20 protein-coding genes are annotated in these 21,767 nt (G+C 63.1%); 10 read left to right on the top strand and 10 right to left on the bottom strand.

Annotation, left to right across the window (positions count from 1 at the left end; translation table 11 throughout):
- Positions 1-152: 152 nt before the first annotated feature.
- The gene (locus LB564_RS08305) at positions 153-1,409 is read right to left on the bottom strand and encodes a polysaccharide biosynthesis/export family protein (RefSeq protein ID WP_224536510.1); all 1,257 of its coding nucleotides are present in this window, start codon (positions 1,407-1,409) and stop codon (positions 153-155) included.
- Between the two features lie 87 nt (positions 1,410-1,496).
- The gene (locus LB564_RS08300; protein ID WP_140709456.1) at positions 1,497-2,174 is read right to left on the bottom strand and encodes a sugar transferase; all 678 of its coding nucleotides are present in this window, start codon (positions 2,172-2,174) and stop codon (positions 1,497-1,499) included.
- 598 nt (positions 2,175-2,772) lie between these two features.
- Between LB564_RS08300 and LB564_RS08295 the strand changes: the two genes are divergently transcribed.
- Positions 2,773-3,048, top strand: a complete 276-nt coding sequence (locus LB564_RS08295) for an exopolysaccharide production repressor exox (protein WP_140709458.1) — start codon at positions 2,773-2,775, stop codon at positions 3,046-3,048.
- 16 nt (positions 3,049-3,064) lie between these two features.
- On the opposite strand, the gene LB564_RS08290 is transcribed toward LB564_RS08295, so the two are convergent.
- The 6 genes from LB564_RS08290 to LB564_RS08265 all read right to left on the bottom strand — a co-directional run bounded on the left by LB564_RS08290 (position 3,065) and on the right by LB564_RS08265 (position 8,879).
- A complete protein-coding gene (locus tag LB564_RS08290; protein ID WP_224536509.1) occupies positions 3,065-4,906 on the bottom strand; it encodes an ABC transporter ATP-binding protein in 1,842 nt (613 codons plus the stop codon).
- A complete protein-coding gene (locus tag LB564_RS08285; RefSeq protein WP_140709462.1) occupies positions 4,899-5,876 on the bottom strand; it encodes a serine kinase in 978 nt (325 codons plus the stop codon). The genes LB564_RS08290 and LB564_RS08285 overlap by 8 nt, the downstream gene beginning before the upstream one ends.
- A complete protein-coding gene (locus LB564_RS08280) occupies positions 5,873-7,795 on the bottom strand; it encodes a lasso peptide isopeptide bond-forming cyclase (RefSeq protein ID WP_224536506.1) in 1,923 nt (640 codons plus the stop codon). The genes LB564_RS08285 and LB564_RS08280 overlap by 4 nt, the downstream gene beginning before the upstream one ends.
- The gene (locus tag LB564_RS08275) at positions 7,792-8,184 is read right to left on the bottom strand and encodes a lasso peptide biosynthesis B2 protein (protein ID WP_224536503.1); all 393 of its coding nucleotides are present in this window, start codon (positions 8,182-8,184) and stop codon (positions 7,792-7,794) included. The genes LB564_RS08280 and LB564_RS08275 overlap by 4 nt, the downstream gene beginning before the upstream one ends.
- A gap of 109 nt (positions 8,185-8,293) precedes the next feature.
- On the bottom strand, positions 8,294-8,593 hold the full coding sequence (locus LB564_RS08270) for a PqqD family protein (RefSeq protein WP_140709468.1): 300 nt from the start codon (positions 8,591-8,593) through the stop codon (positions 8,294-8,296).
- Between the two features lie 133 nt (positions 8,594-8,726).
- Positions 8,727-8,879, bottom strand: a complete 153-nt coding sequence (locus LB564_RS08265; RefSeq protein WP_140709470.1) for a lasso peptide — start codon at positions 8,877-8,879, stop codon at positions 8,727-8,729.
- 517 nt (positions 8,880-9,396) lie between these two features.
- Between LB564_RS08265 and LB564_RS08260 the strand changes: the two genes are divergently transcribed.
- From LB564_RS08260 to LB564_RS08225, 8 genes are all read left to right on the top strand, one after another.
- On the top strand, positions 9,397-10,527 hold the full coding sequence (locus tag LB564_RS08260; protein ID WP_224536501.1) for a nucleotidyltransferase family protein: 1,131 nt from the start codon (positions 9,397-9,399) through the stop codon (positions 10,525-10,527).
- Between the two features lie 65 nt (positions 10,528-10,592).
- Complete coding sequence (locus tag LB564_RS08255) at positions 10,593-11,615, top strand: glycosyltransferase family 2 protein (protein ID WP_140709474.1); 1,023 nt, start codon at positions 10,593-10,595, stop codon at positions 11,613-11,615.
- Between the two features lie 287 nt (positions 11,616-11,902).
- Positions 11,903-12,298 carry a hypothetical protein gene (locus LB564_RS08250; RefSeq protein ID WP_224536499.1) on the top strand — a complete coding sequence of 132 codons (396 nt, stop codon included), beginning with the start codon at positions 11,903-11,905 and terminating at the stop codon, positions 12,296-12,298.
- A 144-nt stretch (positions 12,299-12,442) separates the two neighbouring features.
- A complete protein-coding gene (locus tag LB564_RS08245; RefSeq protein ID WP_224536497.1) occupies positions 12,443-13,309 on the top strand; it encodes a glycoside hydrolase family 16 protein in 867 nt (288 codons plus the stop codon).
- A gap of 49 nt (positions 13,310-13,358) precedes the next feature.
- A complete protein-coding gene (locus tag LB564_RS08240) occupies positions 13,359-14,690 on the top strand; it encodes a UDP-glucose dehydrogenase family protein (protein WP_224536496.1) in 1,332 nt (443 codons plus the stop codon).
- Positions 14,691-14,772: 82 nt separating this feature from the next.
- Positions 14,773-16,215, top strand: a complete 1,443-nt coding sequence (locus tag LB564_RS08235; protein ID WP_224536494.1) for a GMC oxidoreductase — start codon at positions 14,773-14,775, stop codon at positions 16,213-16,215.
- A gap of 17 nt (positions 16,216-16,232) precedes the next feature.
- Positions 16,233-16,682, top strand: coding sequence for a hypothetical protein (locus LB564_RS08230; RefSeq protein WP_224536492.1), 450 nt, complete (start codon positions 16,233-16,235; stop codon positions 16,680-16,682).
- Between the two features lie 68 nt (positions 16,683-16,750).
- Positions 16,751-17,830: a glycosyltransferase gene (locus LB564_RS08225; protein WP_224536490.1), complete on the top strand. Its 1,080-nt coding sequence runs from the start codon at positions 16,751-16,753 to the stop codon at positions 17,828-17,830.
- An 8-nt stretch (positions 17,831-17,838) separates the two neighbouring features.
- Here the strand turns inward: LB564_RS08225 and LB564_RS08220 are convergent, their stop codons facing one another.
- Positions 17,839-18,861 (bottom strand): phosphoribosyltransferase family protein, encoded by a 1,023-nt coding sequence (locus LB564_RS08220; protein ID WP_224536488.1) that lies wholly within the window; start codon positions 18,859-18,861, stop codon positions 17,839-17,841.
- Positions 18,862-18,913: 52 nt separating this feature from the next.
- Positions 18,914-20,410 carry a lipopolysaccharide biosynthesis protein gene (locus LB564_RS08215; RefSeq protein ID WP_140709489.1) on the bottom strand — a complete coding sequence of 499 codons (1,497 nt, stop codon included), beginning with the start codon at positions 20,408-20,410 and terminating at the stop codon, positions 18,914-18,916.
- A gap of 184 nt (positions 20,411-20,594) precedes the next feature.
- Here LB564_RS08215 and LB564_RS08210 point away from each other — a divergent pair, with 184 nt between their 5' ends.
- Positions 20,595-21,767: a glycosyl transferase family 1 gene (locus LB564_RS08210; RefSeq protein ID WP_224536485.1), complete on the top strand. Its 1,173-nt coding sequence runs from the start codon at positions 20,595-20,597 to the stop codon at positions 21,765-21,767.

Raw genomic sequence — 21,767 nt, 5'->3', positions numbered from 1 at the left:
GTAGACCGGGTTTCCATCCGGAACCGGGTCGACAGCTCTGGGTTTCGCGGCTTGCAATCCCACCAGCAAAAACTCCGCCGGGCAGGCCTGGCGGAGTTTGAAGTCTTGCGTTCTGGATCGAAAGCGCCAGGTCGCGCCAGGATTTCCGCGCCCTACTGGCTGGCGAGCGGCGCCAGCTTGATCTTGATGACATCGCCAGGCAGCACCAGCGTGTCTTCCTTGGCTGCGATTTCGCTGGTCTTGCCATCGACATTGCGAACCAGCGAATAGAGCAAGGTAGGCTGCTGGTCGTTGGTGATGGCGGCCGTCGTCGCGGGATCGCTGGCCTGGGCGATCAGGCCTTTCTGCATATTCGCCTTCAGCGCGGCCTCGTTCAGGTCGGCTTCGGTCTGCTGCCGGTCGGCGGCGAGGCTCGAGCTCAACGTGTTCTGGGCATCGATGGCGTCCTGCGTCGCCTTGCTGATCGCCTGCTTGGCGGTGAGGATGGCCGTCTCATAGTCCAGGATCTTGCCCTGCAGGTCGGTGACGGACTGCTGCGAATCCAGCAGCCGCGCATTGGCGACCAGGCCCTTCTGCGCCAGCGGACCGATGCTGGCGAGCTGCTGTTGTGCCAGGTCGACCTGCTTCTGCTGGTTGACGATCTTCTTCTGCAGCGATTCGATTTCGGCCTGCAGCACACCCTTGAGATCGTCGAGCGCCTCGAGCTTCAGCTTCAGTGCCTTCTGGTCGGCGGTCAGGATCGTCATCTCGTCGGCGATGATGGCCGGCAGCCGTGGATCGCCCTCGACCTCTTGCGGCGCTTCAAAACTCGCCTTGCCGGCCAGATCGGCATCGATACGGGCGCGTCTGATGATCAGCCGGACGCGTTGATCGTCGGAGATATCGAAATTGCCCTTGGCGGTCACCAGGTCCTTGCCGAGCTGGGGGCCGTAGTCGGTGTTGCGCCTGATGCCGCCTGCGACGCTGATCGCTTTCAGCACCGTCAGATCGGGCACAAAGGGAAACTGGCCGGGATTCTGCACTTCGCCCGAAATATAGAACGGCCGGAACTGCGCCATTTCGACCGAGGCTTCGGGCTTGTCCGACAAAGCAAGCTTGTGCTGCAACGCCTCGCCGATCGCCGTGGCGACCTCCGCCGTCGTCTTGCCGGCCGCCGGCAATTCGCCGACGAAGGGCACCGACAGCGTGCCGGCCGGGCCGACCGTGTATTGGCCGTTGACCGACGACCAGTCGCGGAAGGTGCTTTCGACGGTCTGCCATTCGGCGATGCGGATGGTGAGCTTGTCCTGGGAGCCCAGACGGTAATCGTCTGCCGAGGCGAACTGGGGAAAAGCGAGCGACATCGCAAGGCACGTGGCCACGAGCCGCGAGCGGCCGGAAAACGGGCCGCTGCCAAAGGCTTCGAACATGTCTATCTTCAACTGAACGTTCCGATCCGTTTTAGCCCCATCGCCCGATGAGCTTGCCGCCGGATGTCTGCTTACACAAGCCGCCGATCAGTAAGAGCCGCGGGACATCCAGACGGCCGGCACGGTCCGGATGATGATGCGAACGTCCTCGAACAACGACCAGTTCTCGACATAGTGGCGGTCGAACGCGACACGGCTGTCATAGGAGACGTCGTTGCGGCCGCTGACCTGCCACAGGCCGGTCAGGCCGGGCCGCGACTTCAGATAGTAGACCGCCGCGGAGCCGTAGATTTCCAGTTCGTCGCGGACCACCGGGCGAGGTCCCACCAGGCTCATGTCGCCCTGGAGGATGTTGATGATCTGCGGCAATTCATCGAGGCTGAGCTTGCGCAGGACCGCACCGACGCGGGTAACACGCGGGTCGTTCTTCAGCTTGCGGGTCGCTATCCATTCCGCATTGGCGTCTGGATTGGTCGCAAGATAGGCGGCTAGCACCTTGTCCCCGTCCGGAACCATGGTGCGGAATTTGAGGCAGGAGAACAGCCTTCCGCCACGCCCGATTCGCCGGTGCCCGTAGAAAATCGATCCGCCATCGGAGAATTTGACGAGCAGCGCTATCATGATGAACAGCGGGCTGAGCGCGATCAGCCCGGCCAGCGACCCGGCGATGTCGAAACTCCGCTTGATGAGGCCGCCGATCGGCGGCGGAAAGTCGGTGTCAGCCTGCGAAAAGCCCGCCGTGGCCGACTTGGCAATATCCCTCATACGGAAACTCCATGCGGTGAACGAATGGTTGACCGCACGATACCAAAAAAATGCTGCAGCGCAACACACAATTTCCCATCGAATTGAAATAGTCGCGTCATGAATTGACTAAATAATAAGCTCGGTCTGCACAAATTTCGAAATCTTTAGCACATTTGTGACAATAATTGGGCAAGGATAAAAAAATCGAGACCTTTTTGAGGCGTTTCGTAGGCGGCGCGTTCTAGGCTCCTGTGGTTGGGGCTATAGGGTGCTTTAGCCAGATGCCATACTCGAAACTATTCACCTAAAATACTACCTAATATTATGGAGTGTACTCACGGTCTCTGACGGCTGCAGGTTGAGTGGAGTGAGGTCGCGTGCGTTGCAGCATGGCAGAGTCGAACGCGTAAGCTCAATCAAAAATATGTGCGGTTGCCCTTGCCGCCTTCTGCTCGCCTTAATAGAATTGCAAATTATACCTGTCACGGTGGCGACAGGTTGAAAGGCCGGAAGCAACCGGTCGAGAGCGGGTGGTTAACAAGCCCGCATCACAAGGGACGGCGCTCGGGTGGGGCTATCGTTGGATATACCCGAGCCGGTTTATGGGCTGTTGGGTATGTCGCTTCCAAAATTCATAGTTGGGATGCTTTTCGCGCTCGCGATCGTCGTCGCGTGGTCCTGGCTGGGTGGGGCTTCGCTTGGCACGACGCTGTTGCGCGTCGTCATCTGCGCCGTGGTCATCCAGGCCGGCTACTTCGCGGTTGTCTACGCCATGATTGCCAGGAGCGAGCCGACGCCGGCCGACAGGCTGCGCGAAGCCGAGAGAAAGCAGAACGCCCCCGAAGTGTCCGAGGGCGAGAAGCTGGGCAGCGCTCGCCGTAGCTTGCATTAAGCCCAAGGGGCCGGCCTCAGGCCACATCGGCGGGCTCGGCCTCCGACTGTTCTCCCGACAGCATCCTGGACAACCGGCTCCCCGGCTTCGCCTTGAGGCGCTGATACTGCCCGACCTCCACGACGCGGCCGTCCTCCATCGCCACCACCCAGTCGGCGAAAGCGATCATCGATGGCCGGTGCGCGATGGTCAGGATCGTCATCGCGCCGCGCAGGCCATCGATCGACCTGGCGATCAGCGACTGGTTCTGCCAGTCGAGCGCGCTGGTGGCCTCGTCCAGGATGAGCAGCGAGGGCTTGCGCAGCAGCGCGCGCGCCAGCGCGATGCGCTGCCGCTCGCCGCCGGACAGCCGCACGCCGCGGTCGCCGACCACCGTCTTCAGCCGCAGATCCAGCCGTTCGACGAACTCGCCGGCATGGGCGGCACGCAACGCGATCCACAACTCCTCGTCGCTGGCCTGGGGCGCGGCAAGACGCAGGTTCGCCGCGATCGTGTCATGCAACAGGAACACATCCTGCGGCACATAGGCCACTTGATCGCGCCAGCGCCGGCGATTGCCGGCATCGATCTCGACGCCATCGACGAGGATCTTGCCGGCGGTCGGCTCGAGTAGGCCAAGCAGCATGTCGGCGATCGTGCTCTTGCCTGATCCGGACGGGCCGATCAGCGCCGTGACCTTGCCGGCCGGAAGGCCGAAGGTGATATCGCTCACCACCGGTTTGCCGGCATCGTCGTAGGTGAAGGAGACGTCGCGAATGTTCAGCCCCGTATCGAGGGCCAGCTTGCGGGTGCCCTCCAACCCGGCATGGCCTGGCTCCCGCTCGGCGTCGAAACGGGCCTGCAGGCTACGCATTGCCGTATAGGCGGGCAGGTTGATCAGCACTTGCTGTGCCTGCGTCTGCATGTCCATGAAGCGCGGCGCGATGCGCATGAAGACCAGCAGCAGCACGACGATCTCGGCCAGCGACAGATTGAAGCGGACCAGCGCCACATAGATGAAGACGCTCAAGCCCATCACGCTCGCCACCTGGAACACGGCCGTGCCGATCGAGGAGTTGCGGACATAGGCGATGTTGTCGGCCTTCATTCTTTCGAGCGTTGCCTGCAACTGCGCGAAATAGCTGGCCTCGACATTCAGGCTCTTGGCCACCTTGATGCCGCCGAGAAATTCCGAGACCGTCCGGTACTGGTCCTGGCGATTGCTTGTCAGGACACGGCCAAAAGCGGTGGCCCGTGCGCGAAACGGCTGCAGCGCGACAAACATCAGCATGCCGATGACCACCGCGAACAGCGTCATCACGGGCGAGATGAACATGGAAATGATCAGATAGCCCGCCAGTAGCACGGCGATCTGCACCAGCATCAGCAGCGAGAAGGCCGCCCCCTGGACGCGGTCGATGTCGCCGGTCAGGGCATGGTCGAGGTCGGAGCCGCGCATGCGCGTGAACACGCCCCAACGCGCCTTGCCGATGCTTTCGAACAGGTTCATGCGCAAGCGGTTGATGAAATCGAAGAGCAGCCTCGCCATGTAGACCGACTTGAAGCGATTGAAGGCTGCCTGAACGGCAACAAGCCCGACCAGCGCACAAAGCACCGTGGTCAGCTGCAGCGTTCCCCCCGGCACCAGCCAGCGCACGAAATCGATGTTCGGCAGCCTGACCGCGAAATCCTGGTCGGCGCGGCCGACCAGATGCAGCAGCGGCACCAGCAGCAGGATGGAAATGCCTTCCGTCAGGCTGCCGAGGATTAGGAACAGCAGCGCCGTCCAGGTTCGCCGCCCGCCGATCTGAGCAATGACGGCGCCGAACGCCGCGACGTCGCGAAACAGCGACAGGCTGAAGACCGATGACCTAGGCATCTCCAGCCAGTTCCTTTTCGATCAGCGCCACAGCCTCGCCGATCCTGTCGATGCCGGTCGGAACGTCCAGCCGGCACACGCCGACATGGTTAGCGATTGCTGAACAGTGGCGAAGATGCACCGCCGCGAAATCGCCGGAGAGCGCCGCCCGGCCGAAACGCGTCACGTAGGAGAATCTGATGATGGCCGGCAAGGCCGCGATGTGAGGCAGGGGAGTAATCCCGGCGCTTTGGCCGCGCTCGAGAATATAAATCCTGGCCGCCGGCACTCTGTTGTCGGAGAAGGCGCCGTGCAGGCGATGTTGCATCTTCTCGATCGCCGGATGCACTTGCGGCCGCACCTGCGCCTGATCGAGCGGAATCGCCGCCGCGGCATCGGCGGCAAGCTTGATCTGCGGAAAACCCGGAACGATCATCGGCTGGCTCGGCTCCGCCAGATCGAGCGCCACGACGTCGTCGGTAAGCAGATCATGTCCGGCCCGGATCAGCGCGCTTGCCGTCGTCGACTTGCCGGCGCCCTTGTCGCCCATGAAGATGGCGCCCTTGCCGGCCACCGCGATGGCGCTGGCATGCAGGACCAGCAGGCCGCGCTGGTGCAGGAGCAGCGCCAGCACCGGCCCCAGCAACGGGAAGGCAAGCAGGGCGTCGTCGACGCCCGGCGCGGGCTCGACATCGATGCGTCTGGCATCGCTGATCAGGAAGGCGCCGACGGCCTCCCAGGCCAGATATTGCCGATTGGGTTCGAAGCGGAAGATAGTCGCGGCATCGGGCGCCTGCTTCGGCATGTCGATAGTGCCGAGGGCAATCAGGATATCCGTCGCCGCCGGCTCCGCGGGCTCCAGCTCGGGCAATGATACGTCGGACGCAATGGTCAGGCCGTAGGCGCGGTAATAGCGTCGTTGTCCCGCGATCCTGCCGTGCCGGGAAAGATGATCGAGATCGCCGGCGAACGGCTCATGGCGAGACATCATGCGGGGCTCCCGCCATGCTGGACCTGCCGCAGCCACAGCGACAGGGACACCGAGCGCCAGACATACTGGACATCGAGCGGCGCCGCCTGCTCCGGCTGGCGCAGCAGCCGTGCATAGGCTGCGCTCACCTGAGGCAGGTTGACATAGGGCGCGATGCGGCCGGTGTCCGAAACGAGAAGCTGTTCCAGGAGGTCGCGATGATTGCGCACCATGCCGTTGACTAGGTTGGCGGTGAAATCGATCTTGTCGCGCCGCCACTGGACCGCCGCCGGCAGGATGCCCTCCATGGCCCGGCGCAGCACATAGCGGCCAAAGCCGTGACTGAGCTTCTCCTCGCCCGGCAGCCCCAGGCAGAATTCGACCAGCGGCTTGTCCCAGAACGGATAACGCGGCTCGACGCCGAAATTGGCGGCGGCCTTGTCCAGAACCTCGAAGGAGTGCGGGACATAGCCGTTGGACAGGATCCAGCGATGGCTGAGCGCGTCGCTGGCCTGGACGCCGGGTGGCATATAGCCAGCCCGGTGGAACCGGTCGATGAGCTCGGTTCGCCTGGCAAGGTCCGGATTGATCAGGTCGCGCCAGCTCCGGCCACGCCGCGTTTGGGCAGGTTTGCGTATTCTGTTGAGGGCCCGGTTCCCCAACTGCCTCAGCTTGGCGATGCGCCAGGCGGGCCCGTAAATAGTGAGGAACTGGAAATAGAGGCCGAGCGTGCTGTCGCCATAGGTGTTGGAGGCGCTGCGGACCTCGCGCCACAGATCCAGCCATCTGCCGCCATTGGCAAGCTCGTGCAGATGGCCATGCCCCTGCGAGACGACCTCGTCGCCGCCGTGGCCGTCGAGGAGCACCTTGATGCCCTTGGCGCCCGCCGTCCGGTAGATACCGCGGGTCAGCGTCAGGCCCGGCGCCAGGAAGGTGCCTTCCTGCTCCTCCAGCACACGGTCGAATTCAGCGAAAGGCGCATAATTGCCGACAGGGATCAGCGTCGGGTCGGTGTTCCGCTGATCGAGCACGGCATCGATGAAGAAGCGCTCGTCCATCGACGAACCCTTCTCGAAAATCAACGAAAAGGTTGGCAGTTTCGGTTTCCGCTCGGCGGCGTTCCGCAGGCCGGCCACGCACGCGATCGAGGAAGAATCGAGGCCTCCGCTCAGCATCGCGCCGACCGACGGACTTCCACGCATGCGATTGCGGACCGATTGCGAGAACAGATGGGCGAATTCCTCCGCGGCATCGGACCGCGACGCTCGCTGCGATGGCTCGATCTGCCAGTATCGGCGCAGCACCACGCGTTGCGCGGTGACGGTGAGGCTGTGACGCGCTGGCAGAGCGAAGACGTCGCTATAGGGCGTGGATTGCGGGTCGTCGGGCAGCCCGGCCAGGAATCCCGAAATCCGGTGTTCGCTGATGCGCGCGCCGACCCCCTCGGCGCCGAGGATCGGGCCGATCTCGGAAGCAAAGGTAAAGCGCTGCTCGGCCGCGTGGTAGTAGAACGGCTTGACCCCGAAATGGTCTCGCGCGCAGAACAAAAGCCGCCGCTCCCCATCCCAGATGGCAAAAGCGAAATCGCCTTGCAGATGCATGGGGCAGTCTTCACCCCAGCGCAGATAGGCCCGCATCAGCAATGCCGCATCGGCGACTGAGCTGTCCCTGATGCCGAGCCTGGCGAGCAGTTCGTCGCGGTTGTCGAGCCGGCAGTCGGCGGTGATGGCGAGCTTGCCGCCAGCCATGGTCAGCGGCCCGGGGCCGGCTCCCTCGGTCGTGTTGAGCCAGGCGTGGCCAAGCGCGATGCCGCTGTCCAGCCACCATGAGCTTCCGTCGGGGCCGCGATGGCGCATGCGCGCCAGCATCTGCTGGATGCCGCTCGCCGCTTCAGCCGGCGCGGGGCCCTCTCGCAGCAGGATTCCGGCCACGCCGCTCATCGGCTGCCGTGGTCGACCAGATGCGCGAAACCATCGACGGATCCGCCAAGCACGATGTGGTCGTCGCTGACCAGCCAGGCATGTGCTTTCAATTGTTCGCCCGTGCCGCGCTCGATGCCGATGCGGATATTCGAGGCGTTGCCCTGGCGCGCGAGCAGGTATTGGCCCGAAAGCGCCTGGGTCAGGCATGTGGCGCCCGGCACGAACCGTGCGGCCGCCGCAACCCCCCAGGCGACAAGCCGCAACTCGCCCATGCTGGCGCATTGGCGCGCGTTGAGCCGTGTCACCATCGCGCGGACGCGGTTGTAGGAGAACAATGTCAACCCAAGCCGGACGGCCGCGACCACCAGCAGGCAGCGGCACAGGAAAAATGCTTCCCAGCCGCTCAAGGACAAAATCCGGGCCAGGCTCCGCCGCCCGGGCCGCTGCTTCATCGGCGTCGGGGTTCTCTGCGTTACAGGTCTTTGCCGCGCAACCATGGCCTTTTGCGACACCTGCCTAGACGAGTGCCTCATGCTCCAGCCTCGCAAGCCCGTTTTCCGCCAGGCCCTTCAGCAGGGCGTCGACATCGGCCTTGCAGCGGTCGGGATCGACATTGTAGCGCGCAAGGACGGCGCCGCGGATATCGGCGATCGGCCTGGGTTCCTGGATGAGTTCCCAAATAAAAGCGCCGACGCCGTTGAGGCTGTAATAAATATTGGATTTCAGGTTGAGAAGCGCGAGGCCGCCGCCGAATTCACAAGCAACGGCGTCCTTGGTGGCCTTTACGCAATCGTGCTCGGATGGGTTCCAGTTCATCCTAAAACCTCGTTTAACACACGGTTTACGCGTCATCGTTTCAATGGAAAGTCGGGGATTTTCATCCCCGGCTCCATTTTATTTATCTTCGATCCTGGAGGCCCAACGTCATTCCTCCAGAATCAGGATAGTCTCAAGAGAACGTGAGGTCGCCAATTGGCGTATGCGCGGGGAACGACGCATCGATCGCCGTGTTGCCGCCGCCGCCCTGTGTGATGGTCTCGATCGAACCATGCACGGTCAGGTTTGGCGTTTCGTACTCCTGCCTTTCAACATTCTGTTCCATTTTACTCTCCTATCGGGGACTGGAAACGGCCTGTCGATTGCCGTCAGCACTTTCATGCTGCAGCGCAATAGCTGCATGGCAGCATTTATGAGTCAAGCCTGATTTACCTCTGGTTAATCAATTCCGGGTTGCGAGTGTCACCATGTGTGTGGAGGATGCTCAAAATTCGGCCGTTTTTGCGTTGAAAACGACGTAACTGAGCATTGTTGTGGCGCTTTTACTAAACTGTTGATTTTGCTTGCATAAAAAAATTGCAGAGCTGGTGCTTTTTTAGACGGGCCTGAAAAATGCCAAATTTCCTTGGCTTTCTCTGTCGGTCGCCGGCCGGCCGGCTCAACGGAGCCGGAATTTTGCTCGGTCGGCGCCGCTCTTCGGGATTGGCCAGGCAAACGCTATGGTTGCAAAACTCCGTGGTGCGAAAGGAAAGGCTTTACGGCGCCGCGGTTTTTGAGGATGCTTTGCTTCGCACTTGCAGCATACGCGTCGCGCAAACCGCTTTTTGGAGACTGTGCGCTCAATGGCCTTGCCGGAAAGCTCCTATGAAAGACTCCGCGCCGCCGACTGCGCCGACGAGATCGCCTATGTGCAAGCGTGCTTACGGGGGTATTTCGGGGGGGCGGCGGCGACGGCCGGCGACGTCTCGACGCCGGGCCTTTCCGACGCTGCCGTCGCTGATATCGCCAGGCTGAACAAGGTCGCCACCTTCGTCCTGAAGGCACTGTCGCGCGCGCCGGCGCATGAGAGGCCGGCAGAACTCTTCCAGTGGCTCGAAACCTATCGCAGGAGGACAGTCTCGATGAACGCCGCCTGCCTCATGGATTCGATAGCCATCCACGAGGCGCTGCGCGACAAGCGGATCGATTTTGTCTTTCTGAAGGGGCCGTTCCAGCAGCATTTGCTCTACGACGATCACTTCATGAAGCCTTCGGGCGATGTCGACATACTGGTTTCGCCTGCCGGCTTCTTGAAGGCGCGCGAAGCGCTGCGCGCGATCGGCTATGAGGTCTCGGGCAAGTCACGCTCGGTCTGGTGGGTCCGCTTCCTTGGCGAACAGCACATGATCCGCGGCAACGGGCCGAAATCATCCACGGTCGACCTGCATTACCGGCTCCAGCAGCCCGGCTCGCCGAGCCCGCGCGATTCCGACGGGTTCCTGCGGCGAAAACGGTTGGTCGAAATCGCCGGCGCCGAAGTCCCCTTCACCTCGGCCGCCGACACGCTGATGCTGTCCTGCATCAGCGTCGCCAAGGCGCTGTTCAACCGCGAACCTTGCGCCGGCTATGTCTGTGATATCAGGGCCAGCGCCAGCCGCCTTGGCGAGGCCGATCAGCAGCGTGTGCTCGATGCCGCGGTGACCCAGGGACTGGACGACACCTTGTTGCTCGGCCTGCGCGCCGCCGATGTGCTGCTGGGCGGCACCGGCACGCTTCTGTCGGAGCGGGCAAAGCCCATCCTGTCGCGCATCGGCAATGAGGACCTGCTCAGCATGGTCATCGCGCCATGGCTGCCGTCGTTGCGCTGGCCGCAGCGGCGGACGGTGTTGTGGGAATTGTGCGGCCGGGCACCGGTCCGCTACCTTTCCGAGGCAGGCTGGGCGGCGTCGGCCGACATCAGCCGCCGGATCTTCGAACGGCCGGCCAGTCCTTGATGGCGGTGGATATCGGACGCGTACAGGGCGAGGGCAAAACGGAACCTGTGCAAGAGGCAAATTCCATGTCGACGACGAAATCCGAGGTCTGTGTGATCATCGCGGCCAAGAACGCGGCGCGCACCATCGCGGTTGCCATCGCATCCGCGCTGCAGGAACCGGAAGTGGCGGAGGTCGTCGTCGTCGACGACGGCTCGACCGACAATACGGCCGAGGTCGCCCGCTCGGCCGACGACGGCAGCGGCCGGCTTGCGGTCATGCGTCTCGACGTCAATCGCGGCCCGTCCTTTGCCCGCAATGCCGCGATCGCCGGTTCGCGAGCCCCGTTCATCAGCATTCTGGATGCCGACGATTTTTTCCTCGAGGGCCGGTTTCGGACCCTGTTTGCCGGCGCCGATTGGGATTTCGCCGCCGACAACATCATGCTCATCAGGGATGATGCGACCGGGGACGCGACCAAAATCGTCGCCCCGGATTTTGCCGCCGAGCCGGAATTCCTCGATTTCGAACGTTTCGTGGAAGGCAACATCTCCAGGCGCCGCGTGCAAAGAGGCGAACTGGGCTTCTTGAAGCCCGTCATCAGCCGTGCCTTTCTGGACCGCCACGGGTTGCGTTACGACGAGAGCCTGCGACTGGGCGAGGACTACGAACTCTACGCGCGCGCGGTCGCCCATGGGGCGCGGTTCAAGGTCATCCGCTCCTGCGGCTACGGCGCCATCGTGCGCGCCGATTCGCTCAGCGGCCGCCACAAGACGCAGGACCTGAAGCGGCTGGCCGATGCGGATCTGGCGCTACTGGCCATTGACAGCCTGCCGGAAGGGTCCAAGGCGGTCCTGAGGCGGCACGAGCGGCATGTGCGCGACAAATACCGGCTGCGCAATTTTCTCGACGTGAAGGCCGAGCGGGGCCTGGCGTCGGCCGCGGCCTATGCATTCGCAAGCCAATCCAACCTCGTCCCCATCGTCCAGGGCGTGGCATCCGACAAGATCGAGGCGCTGTTGCGAAGTGTCGGTCTCGTGTCCAGGAACAAGCACGTGCCGCCGCTGCGTTTCCTGATGGCCGGAACCAGCACGGGCAAGGGGTCCTGAGGCGCCGGGAGCATTCGGGTTGCCTGCCGGCCACGAGCCCCCTCGCAATCATTTCGATCGGATTTATGAGTTTACGAATTGGGTGGTTGCCTCGCGGCTCCGGGGATGGCAGTCTATGCTGCGGTGCAGCAAATTGAACGACCAGCCGAACTGGCCCCCGATCGGACTGGTCCGAAGTCTCTCTTCGTCAGAGGAGACGGACGGCGCGGTACGAGTTTTTCAGCCCCCGTTGCGGGGATTGGCCAGAAGCCGGCCCAGAAAGCCGGCGATGACGGGAATTTAAGTTCATGGCCTCGATATTCGGCTTCAGATCAAGGGATCCGGCCCGCGACAGGCACACCGACGTCGCGCGCCTGGACCGGTTGGCGAAGCTGTTCGAGCAGATCGCGGCCGAAATCGATGCCGAGAAAACTGGTCTGGAGGTCCGCTACCGCAAGGAGGCGACCAACGCGGCCTTCCTCGTCGAAGCGATGGAAAACGGCTCCGCCTCCGACCGCCGCTCGTCCGAAGTTGGTGCCTTGACGCAGTCGATCTTGAACAGCGAGCGCCGCATCGCGGCATTGGCGCGCCAGGGCGGCGCAATGCGCGAGCTCCGTCATTCGCTGGATATGGTCTTCGACCATGCGGCGGACGATTCGACGACGGTGGGCCAGATCAGGCAGCAGGGAGCCGGCCGAGGGTGAAAGTGGCTGCGCGGGACTGTTACGATAGAGTTGATGCGGGGCTGGAAGTCGGGAGGGGGGATTGAAGAGGTCAAGGTTGGCCCGTTTGGAAGCGGTTCAAACGTCGACTTTGGGTTGGGGACACAGCGCAAAGGTGAGTTTGTCATGAGTTCGGAACCAAAAACCATGTCCACGACAGCAATCGAGCCCCTTTCAAGCCCGCATTTCGGCCGGCGGTCCGGTCTGGCGGTTGCTTTGCTGCTCGCCGTGCTTGGCAGCCTGTCGGCAAGTCCGTCTCATGCGCAGAACATCCAGTCCGCGCCCTCTTTCGTCGACGACTTCAAGAGCCTGGATCGTGGACGCTGGTACGTTTCAGACGGCTGGACGAACGGCAGCCATCAGAATTGCACATGGTCGAAAGGTCTGGTCGAGCTTTCCGATGGCGTTCTTTCGCTCGGTTTCGCGAAGCAGAAGACCAAGGATCGCGAGTTCGCCTGCGGCGAGATCCAGACCAAGCAGCGTTTCGGCTACGGCACCTATGAGGCGCGGATGAAGACCGGCGCCGGCTCCGGCCTCAACGCGGCTTTCTTCACCTATATCGGTCCGTCCGACAAGCAGCCTTGGGACGAGATCGACTTCGAGGTCCTGACCAAGGATACGTCGAAGGTGCAGGTCAACGCCTATATCGGCGGCAAGGGCAAGAACGAGAAGCTGGTCGACGTGCCCGGCGGTACCGACAGCGCCTTCAACGACTACGCCTTCGTCTGGGAGAAGGACAGCCTGCGCTGGTACGTGAACGGCCAGCTGGTGAACACCATCACGGATCCGGCGAAGCTGCCAAGCCATGCCCAGAAGATCTTCTTCAGTCTTTGGGGCAGCGACACGATGAAGGGATGGATGGGGACGTTCGCCGAGCCGGACGGCAAGGTGTCGCTCCAGGTCGAACGCGTCGCCTTCACCGCGCTCGGGCAGCCCTGCCAGTTTCCGGAATCGCTGGTATGCAGCGTAAAAGAGTTGGGAAAGACGAATTGAACCGGCCGGACCGGAAACGGCTCCACGCCCTGGACAGGAATGAAACCGAATGAACTTGACGGTGTTTGGAATTGGCTATGTCGGCCTAGTGCAGGCGGCGGTGCTTGCCGAGGTTGGCCACCAGGTTGTCTGCGTCGACGTCGACGCAAGCAAGGTGGAGCGGCTCAACCAGGGCTTTGTCCCGATCTTCGAGCCAGGCCTTGAAAGCATCGTCAGGGAGAACCACGCCGCCGGCCGCATCAAATTCACCACCGATGCGGCGGCCGGCGTCAGGCATGGCGAAATCCAGATGATCGCGGTCGGCACACCGCCCGGCGAGGACGGCTCGGCCGATCTCAAATATGTGCTGGCGGTCGCCGAGACCATCGGCCGCGAGATGGATACCGCCAAGATCGTCGTCGGCAAGTCGACCGTGCCGGTCGGCACCTGCGAAAAGGTAAAGGCCAGGATCGCCGAGACGCTGAAGAAAAGAGGCCGCGAGGATTTGAGCTTCGATGTCGCCTCCAATCCCGAATTCCTCAAGGAAGGCTCCGCGGTCGCCGATTGCATGAAGCCGGACCGCATCATCGTCGGCACCGACAGCGAGGACACCGAGGCGGTGATGCGCGAACTCTACGCGCCCTTCAACCGCAACCACGAGAAGATGATCGTGATGGACGTGCGCAGCGCCGAATTCACGAAATACGCCGCCAATTGCATGCTGGCGACCAAGATCAGCTTCATGAACGAGATGGCGAACCTCGCCGAGCAGCTTGGCGCCGACATCGAGGAGGTGCGCAAGGGCATCGGCAGCGATCCGCGCATCGGTTACCACTTCATCTATCCGGGTCTCGGCTATGGCGGCTCGTGTTTCCCCAAGGACGTCCGCGCCCTGATCAAGACCGCCGAGGGCGTCAAATTCGACGCCAAGCTGCTGCGCGCCGTCGAGGAGCGCAACAACGACCAGAAATCCGTCCTGTTCGACAAGGTGCACCGCTATTTCAAGGGCAACCTCAAGGGCAAGACCTTCGCGCTCTGGGGCCTGGCCTTCAAGCCCAACACCGACGACATGCGCGAGGCGCCCGCGCGCGTGCTGATGGAGGCGCTCTGGAACGCCGGCGCGACCGTCCAGGCCTATGACCCCGAGGCCATGCAGGAATGCCAGGCCATCTACGGACTGCGCGACGACCTGATGCTGTGCGGCACCAAGGAAGCGGCGCTGCGCGGCGCCGACGCGCTGCTGATCGCCACCGAATGGAAGAGCTTTCGCGCACCGTCCTTCGATGCGCTGAAGGATGCACTGACCACGCCGGTCATCTTCGATGGTCGCAACCTCTATGATCCCAAGGTCGTGGCGCGCCACGGCATCGAATATCACTCGATCGGCAGGCTGGCGGCATGAGGCCCGAGACGGATAAGTCCGAAACAGGATCGGATGGGACAGTCAAGACGAACGCGCCCGGCGCGGAAAGGAGTCGCAACTGATGGTGTTGGACGTAAAGCCCGAGCAAGTCACCAAGGATCATTTCGATGTTGTCGCGATCGGTTCCGGCTTCGGTTCGGCTTTCTTCCTGCATGAGTTCGCCAATCGGCGTAAGGCGCGCATCCTGATCCTGGAATGGGGACGCCACAACACGCATGAATGGCAGCTCGACCAGAACGCCAACACCGACATAGACGACGAGACGACCTACAAGACCAATTCCGACAAGCCGTGGAATTACACGATCGGGCTGGGCGGCGGGACCAATTGCTGGTTCGCGCAGACGCCGCGGTTCCACCCCAATGATTTCAGGCTGAAGAGCACCTATGGCATCGGCAATGATTGGCCGATCAGCTACGACGATGTCGAGCCGTTCTATTGCGACGCCGAAGACATCATGTCGATCTCGGGCGATCCCGACATGGCGGCGATGCTGCCGCGCTCGAGGCCGTTTCCGCAGCCGCCGCATCGCATGTCGACGCCGGACAGGATGATGAAGGCGGCCCAGCCCGATCAGCACTTCGTCATGCCGACCGCGCGCGCCCGCGTGCCGACCGCGCAGCGCACCTCCTGCTGCGCCAACCTGCGCTGCTGGCTGTGCCCGGTCGATGCCAAGTTCACCGCCAACAACGGCTTGATGCATGTCTTCGAGCATCCCGACGTTTCGGTCTGCCTCGGAGCCGAAGTGCGGCGGCTCGATCACGCCGGCGGCACGGTCCGTTCGGTTGCCTTTGTGAAGGATGGTAAGGAATATCAGGTCAGCGGCGACCTTTTTGTTCTCGGCGCCAATGCCATCCAGAGCGCGGCGATCATGCTGCGCTCCGGCCTCGGCGATGAATTCGTCGGCCGGGGCCTGCACGAATCCTATGGCTGGAACTTCGAGGTCTATCTCGACGGCGTCGACAATTTCGACGGCAGCACCATCACAACCGGCCTGAATTTCGGCCTCTATGACGGTCCGCACCGGTCCGAGCACGCGGCGGCCCTGGTCTATTTCGAGAACCGCTGGCAGCACGGGATGCGCGCCGAGAAGGGGCGGGTGCGCCAGGCGCTGCCGCTGGTCGTGGTCACCGAAAACCTGCTCGATCCCGAGAATTTTGTCACTCTCGACGAGGATGACAACGCCTTCGTCTCCTTCAAGGCGCCGTCGGATTATGCAGTCAAGGGCATGGCCCGGGCCCTGGACAAATTGCCTGGACTGCTCGCCCCGCTGCCGGTGGAACGTCTCTTCGACCGTGGTATCCGGCCGTCGGAATCGCATGTCCAGGGCACGCTGAGGATGGGCACCGGTCCCGCCGATTCGGTCATCGACAGCGACATGATCCATCACCGCTTGAGAAACCTGGTTGTCGTCGGCACCAGCACCTATCCGAGCTGTTCCTGCGCCAATCCGAGCCTGACCGCCGCTGCCTTGTCCTTGCGGGCGGCGAGCCGGATCGCGTGAGAAGAGGGAGCTAACTGATGATCGAGATCACGCGGCGTTCTGTACTGGCCATCATGGCTGGCGGAGTTGCGTCGACGGGCGTGGCCTACGCGGCCGTGTCCTCGTTTTCGGACGAGGATCTGATTCGCGTCACGCTCGAAAAATATCTCGGCAGGTTGAACATACGCATCGAGCATCTGCAGCAGTTCGTGCTGGAGTTCCGCAACCGCAATCCGTGGATGTTTCCCAGCGAAAAACTCGGCGACGCCGTCACCTTGCTCGAGACGGCGAAGCTCGGTCATGCACGCCAGTTGTTGCCGAAACAGAAGCAGCGCGACCTTCGGCATTTCGACCGCTGGGTCGTCGCCGAATTCCACATGTTGACGGACTACGCCTGGCGCAGTTCACCCAATGATCCCATCCGGTTCACCGGATGGCAGTCATGCACGAATCCGTTCGCGACGCTTGATCCGCCAAAGACTGCCTGAGGCGGTCTTCGACGCGGCCCTTCATCGAGCCGGGGGCAATGAAACGCGAAAAGACAGGAGTGACGACCATGAAAGTTCTTTTTGCAGGCGGCAATGGCTACCCGCCGGAGTTCAGCGGCGGCGTCCAGTCGAGCACCCATCATCTGGCCGAGCAACTGATCGAGCATGGGCATGAGGCCGCGGTGCTTGCCGCCCTGTTCGGCGACGGTGTCTTTGGCTTCAAGGCGCGCGCCAAGATGAAGCTCTTGCGCCAGCCCGCGGTCGTCGACAGCTTTCCCGGCTATCCGGTGATCCGGGCATGGTTCCCTTGGGAGGCGGCAAGCTTCGCCGTCAACCGGGTGAAGCCTGATGTGGCGGTGGTCCAGTGTCACAAGTCGGTTCCGCTCGGCAAGGCGCTGCAGGCCAAGGGCGTGCCGCTGGTCGTTTATCTCCGCAATGTCGAATTTCACGAGCTGGGCGGCGATCTGCGCGAGCTGGGCTCGGCGCTTTACATAGCCAATTCCGAGTTCACCGCGCGCACCTATGCCAGAGAGTTCGGCATCGAGGCGGCGGTGATCCCGCCGACCATCAATCCGACGCACTACAGCACGCCGACCACGGGCCAGTTCGTCACCCTGATCAATCCCTATGAGGAAAAGGGCTTCGAACTTGCGGTGCGCCTTGCCGGCGCATGCCCCGAAATCCCGTTCCTGTTCGTCGAAAGTTGGAAGCTGGAGGACGACCACCGGGCGCGCATCGAACAGACGATCGCGCCGCTCGGCAACGTCACCCTGGAAAGCCGCACCAGCGACATGAAGACGGTCTATGGCCGCACCAGGATCCTGCTGGCCCCCAGCAAGTGGGAAGAGGCCTGGGGCCGGGTGGCGTCGGAAGCCCATTGCAGCGGCATTCCGGTCGTCGGCTCGCGCCGCGGCGGCCTGTCCGAAGCGATCGGCCCCGGCGGCGCGGTGCTAGACTATGATGCTCCGCTAGCCGACTGGGTCGCGGCCGTCAGGCTCCTGTGGAACGACAACAAGGAATATGAGCGCGTCTCGGCTCTCGCGCGCAGCTTCGCCGGCCGGCCGGAACTCGATCCGGACCGCCAGTTCGTCACCTTCTTCTCAATATTGGACAAGGCCGTTCAGCAGCGCGCGCGCCAGGCCGCGTAGCAACCGCGTCAGGCCAGGCGCTTGACCCGGTTCTTCAGCGTTTCATAGCCGCGCGCGCCAAGCAGGGTGCGCGCAATGGTCTTGGCGGCGCTCTTGCGGCCTTCCTGCGAGTTGATCTGCCGCAGCCTTGCCGGCAGGTTTCGCGCGGCCTGGCCAAGTGCCGGCAGCGACAACGCATCGGGAAAACTGACCATGTGCGTTTCGACGCACAGGACCGGTTTGCCCGACAGTTCCGTGATCCTCAACGCCTGGGCATGCTCGCTTTCGATGAACAGGATGGCATCGGATTTGCGGTAGAAATCGGCCTTGAAACTGCCATGCGCGCCAAGCCGCTGGCGCTCCGCCTTGCTCGGCAGATCGAGCATGATGAGCTTGTCGTACCGGATCTCGTGCTTGGCCAGCCACGCCTCGGTCAACGCGCGGTATTTCTCGAGCCGGCTGGTGACCAGCCAGCCGATCTTGTGGGTCGCGGCATGAAGCGGCCGCGCCTCGCTGAGGAACTTTTCATAGGCCGGACCGTCGTCGTTCTCGGCCTCGGTCGGATCGAGGCACAGCACCCCGTCTATGTCGACGCAGCATTGCGCCAGGAATTTGTGATGCATGAAGTTCCACTGGAACATGCGCGGATGCGGCACGACCTCGAAGACAATATCGGTCTCCTGATGCTGCGGCTCGAGGCCGAAGACGGCGGAGAAGATGAAGTCGGCCTCGATGCCGGCGCCCTTGATGCGGGCACGGGCGTCGCGCATTGCATTGCCGCCGGCGACGCTATCGTCGATCACCAGCACCTTGCGCATGTCCGAGACCTTGCGGTCCAGCGCGGCGCGGCGCTTGGTGATGCCGGACGTGTAGACCCGGCCTTCCAGGAAACTGTCCAGATCGGTCATCGGGATGTTGGCCGCGAGGCTGACCAGCGTCGCCGCCAGCACGCCGCTTCTGGGAATGCCGACCACAAGGTCGATATCGCGCGGCAGCCGGTGAAGGTTGCTTACGATGGTGTCGTTCATGTCGGAGATCGATCGGTAATGCATGGATCGGACCTGATGCTCGGGTGGATATTGGTAACGGTCGAAAGCGCCGAAATTATTGCGCCTCGCGCGGCGTCGCAGCCGGCGTTCTTGCCGGCAGCATTTTCAAGGCCTCCCGCAAGGCTTCGCGGCCGGCCGGGAAGGCCATGGCGATGACGATCGTGATCGCGTAGGCCAGGACGGCGCCGCTGGCCAGGGCGACGACATGCTGCTGCGGCAGCATCGGCTTGACCAGCCAGACCGCGCCCAGCGCCAGATGTGCGCCAAGCACGAACGGCGTTGCCGCGTGCAGCACATGGCTGGCTTGCAGCGGTCCGCTCCTGCCGACATAGAGCCACAGGAAGGGCGTGCGCAGATACTCGCTGACCGCATAGGCGACCGCCACGCCGAGCGCGCCGTAGGGCAGGCCGAGCGCGAAGGCGAGCACCGACGTCACCGCCGTGACGATGCCCCAGCGCATGAAGTCGCCGGAGCGGCCCTGGCTGACGAAAAGCCATCCGGCGGGATTGTTGAGCGGCTGCAGCAGGCCCGCAAAGCCGAGCGCCAGGAAGATCGAGGCGCTGGCGCGCCATTGTTCGCCGAGCACGAAGGGAATGAGCACGTCGGACATGGCGGTGGCGAAGGCGACGCCGGGCAGCGCCACCAAAAGGATCAGCGGCATGACGCGCAGATAGGCGCTGCGATAGCGGTCCGGCTCGTCCTTCAGCCGCGACAGCGCCGGCACCATCACCTTCGACAGTGGATTGGTGATCTGGCTGAGCGGGAACAGGAGCAGCTTGTAGGCGCGGTCGTAGAGGCCGAGCTGAGCTTCACCCCAATATTTGCCGATCAGCACATTGTCGAGGTTGCGGGCGAAGAAATTGGCGAAATTGAAGCCCGTGATGCCGGCACCGAAATTGATCAACTCGCTGATGCCGGCGACCTTGCGCGGCATGCCCGGGCGCCAGCGCGAGCTTGCCCAGTAGCAAAGCGTCGGCAGCACCGCGCCGGTCAGCGTGCCGGCAAACAGCGCCCAGTAGGAGCGGTCGATGAAGGTCCAGGCGATCGATACCGCCAGCCCCGCGACGGCGCCGGCGACGTCGATGATCGCCAGGCGGCCGAACTGCATGCGGCGCGTCAGCAGCGCCAGGTGCTGGGCGCCCAGGCCGTAAGCCAGGATCTGCAGCCCCAATGCCGCCACCAGGCCCGTGACGCGCGGCTCGCCGTAGAAGGCGGCGACAAGCGGGGCGGCGCCGGCGAGCACGCAGGCCAGCACCGCGCTGACGGCGACGTTGATCCAGAAGAGGTAGTTCACCTCCTCATGCCGGATGCCTGACTTCTGGATCGTCGCCTGGGTCAGGCCGAAATCCTGGAACAGGGCGATGAAGGCGAGCACCGGCGCGCACATGGCCACGACGCCGAAATCCTGCGGCGACAAGAGCCGCGACAAAACGATGACCGATATGATCTGGGTCGCGACCCGCACCGATTGCGACAGAGCGGTCACGACGGCGCCGCGGCCGACCGATTTGCGCAAGGAGCCTTCTGGCGGATCGAATGGATTGGCTTCCAAATTCAGGATTCCTGATCTTTGCGCGGATTCCGGAGCCCGAAATCCACAACCGCCGCCGACCACAAACTACGGCAATAATTTTGCAGTGCAACAGAAAACGTCGATCGTCGCGCCAAAAATGTTGCGATGCAGCAAGAGCTGTACTAGGCTTCCCCTGGGTGGGTCAAACAGCGGTCGAGTTTTCATGCTGCATGTCTTGTACCTGGTGCACGATGTTTCCGATCCGGCGGTTCGCCGGCGGATCACGATGCTTCGGACAGGTGGCGCGCGGGTCACCCTGGCGGGCTTTCGCCGCACCGCCACCCCGATCGCCGATATCGAAGGATTGCGGCCGATAGACCTTGGCGCGACGCGCGATGGCCGATTCGCCCAGCGCCTGGCGGCCGTTGCGAAAGCGGCGGTTTCGATAGGTTCGAAGCTGGGCGGCATGCCGAAGCCCGATCTCATCATCGCACGCAATCTGGAAATGCTGGCGCTGGCCCGCCGCGCCCGGTCGGCCTTCGGCGCTACGGTGCCGATCGTCTATGAATGCCTCGACATTCACCGCCTGGTGCTTCGCGACGATGTCCTGGGCAAGGCGCTACGCGCCAGCGAGCGCCATCTGGCGCGGGACGTGAAATTGCTGGTGACCAGTTCGCCCGCCTTCATCGCCAACTATTTCAAACCCTTCCGCCAGGTCGCGGCGCCGGTCGAACTGGTCGAGAACAAATATTTCGAGGCGGCGGCCATTCTGCCTGGCGAGCGTGAGGCGATGGAAGGACCTGTCGCCCCGCCATGGCGGATCGGCTGGTTCGGGGCGTTGCGTTGCCGCCGCTCGCTCGAACTGTTGGCCGGTTTCACGCGCCGCATGGAGGGCCGGTTCGAGATCGTGCTGCGCGGCCGCCCCGCATTGTCCGAATTCCCGGATTTCCATAGCTTCGTCGATGCCGAACCGTATTTGTCGTTTCGCGGGCCCTACCGCAACCCGGAGGACATGGCGGCGATCTACCAGGACGTCCATTTTTCCTGGGCGATCGATTTCTTCGAGGAGGGGCAGAACTCCGAATGGCTGCTGCCCAATCGCCTCTATGAAGGCTGCCGCTTCGGCGCGGTGCCGATCTCGATGGACAACACCGAGACCGGACGGTTCCTGCGGCAGCGCGATATCGGCGTTCTGTTGCCGCAGGCCACGCCCGAGGCTCTCGAGACCGCGCTAGGCGGCATGGAACAGCACCGCTTCGCCAGGCTGAAGGCGCGCGTGCTGGCCCACAATCCGAGGATGTGGAGCTACGATCGCGGCGACTGCAGCGCCTTGGTCGAAAAACTGCGCCGCCTGACCACCGTGCGCGAGCCGCTCGCGACCGAGGCCCTGGCATAG

The organism is Mesorhizobium sp. ES1-6 (assembly GCF_020164775.1).
GTDB lineage: Bacteria > Pseudomonadota > Alphaproteobacteria > Rhizobiales > Rhizobiaceae > Mesorhizobium.
This window is presented reverse-complemented; position numbering and strand designations above follow the sequence as displayed.

Bases quoted from the DNA above. Each gene is read 5' to 3' on its own strand.
- LB564_RS08305 (WP_224536510.1), bottom strand. From the start codon at position 1,409: ATGTTCGAAGCCTTTGGCAGCGGCCCGTTTTCCGGCCGCTCGCGGCTC.
- LB564_RS08300 (WP_140709456.1), bottom strand. From the start codon at position 2,174: ATGAGGGATATTGCCAAGTCGGCCACGGCGGGCTTTTCGCAGGCTGAC.
- LB564_RS08295 (WP_140709458.1), top strand. From the start codon at position 2,773: ATGTCGCTTCCAAAATTCATAGTTGGGATGCTTTTCGCGCTCGCGATC.
- LB564_RS08290 (WP_224536509.1), bottom strand. From the start codon at position 4,906: ATGCCTAGGTCATCGGTCTTCAGCCTGTCGCTGTTTCGCGACGTCGCG.
- LB564_RS08285 (WP_140709462.1), bottom strand. From the start codon at position 5,876: ATGATGTCTCGCCATGAGCCGTTCGCCGGCGATCTCGATCATCTTTCC.
- LB564_RS08280 (WP_224536506.1), bottom strand. From the start codon at position 7,795: ATGAGCGGCGTGGCCGGAATCCTGCTGCGAGAGGGCCCCGCGCCGGCT.
- LB564_RS08270 (WP_140709468.1), bottom strand. From the start codon at position 8,593: ATGAACTGGAACCCATCCGAGCACGATTGCGTAAAGGCCACCAAGGAC.
- LB564_RS08265 (WP_140709470.1), bottom strand. From the start codon at position 8,879: ATGGAACAGAATGTTGAAAGGCAGGAGTACGAAACGCCAAACCTGACC.
- LB564_RS08260 (WP_224536501.1), top strand. From the start codon at position 9,397: ATGGCCTTGCCGGAAAGCTCCTATGAAAGACTCCGCGCCGCCGACTGC.
- LB564_RS08255 (WP_140709474.1), top strand. From the start codon at position 10,593: ATGTCGACGACGAAATCCGAGGTCTGTGTGATCATCGCGGCCAAGAAC.
- LB564_RS08250 (WP_224536499.1), top strand. From the start codon at position 11,903: ATGGCCTCGATATTCGGCTTCAGATCAAGGGATCCGGCCCGCGACAGG.
- LB564_RS08245 (WP_224536497.1), top strand. From the start codon at position 12,443: ATGAGTTCGGAACCAAAAACCATGTCCACGACAGCAATCGAGCCCCTT.
- LB564_RS08240 (WP_224536496.1), top strand. From the start codon at position 13,359: ATGAACTTGACGGTGTTTGGAATTGGCTATGTCGGCCTAGTGCAGGCG.
- LB564_RS08235 (WP_224536494.1), top strand. From the start codon at position 14,773: ATGGTGTTGGACGTAAAGCCCGAGCAAGTCACCAAGGATCATTTCGAT.
- LB564_RS08230 (WP_224536492.1), top strand. From the start codon at position 16,233: ATGATCGAGATCACGCGGCGTTCTGTACTGGCCATCATGGCTGGCGGA.
- LB564_RS08225 (WP_224536490.1), top strand. From the start codon at position 16,751: ATGAAAGTTCTTTTTGCAGGCGGCAATGGCTACCCGCCGGAGTTCAGC.
- LB564_RS08220 (WP_224536488.1), bottom strand. From the start codon at position 18,861: ATGCATTACCGATCGATCTCCGACATGAACGACACCATCGTAAGCAAC.
- LB564_RS08210 (WP_224536485.1), top strand. From the start codon at position 20,595: ATGCTGCATGTCTTGTACCTGGTGCACGATGTTTCCGATCCGGCGGTT.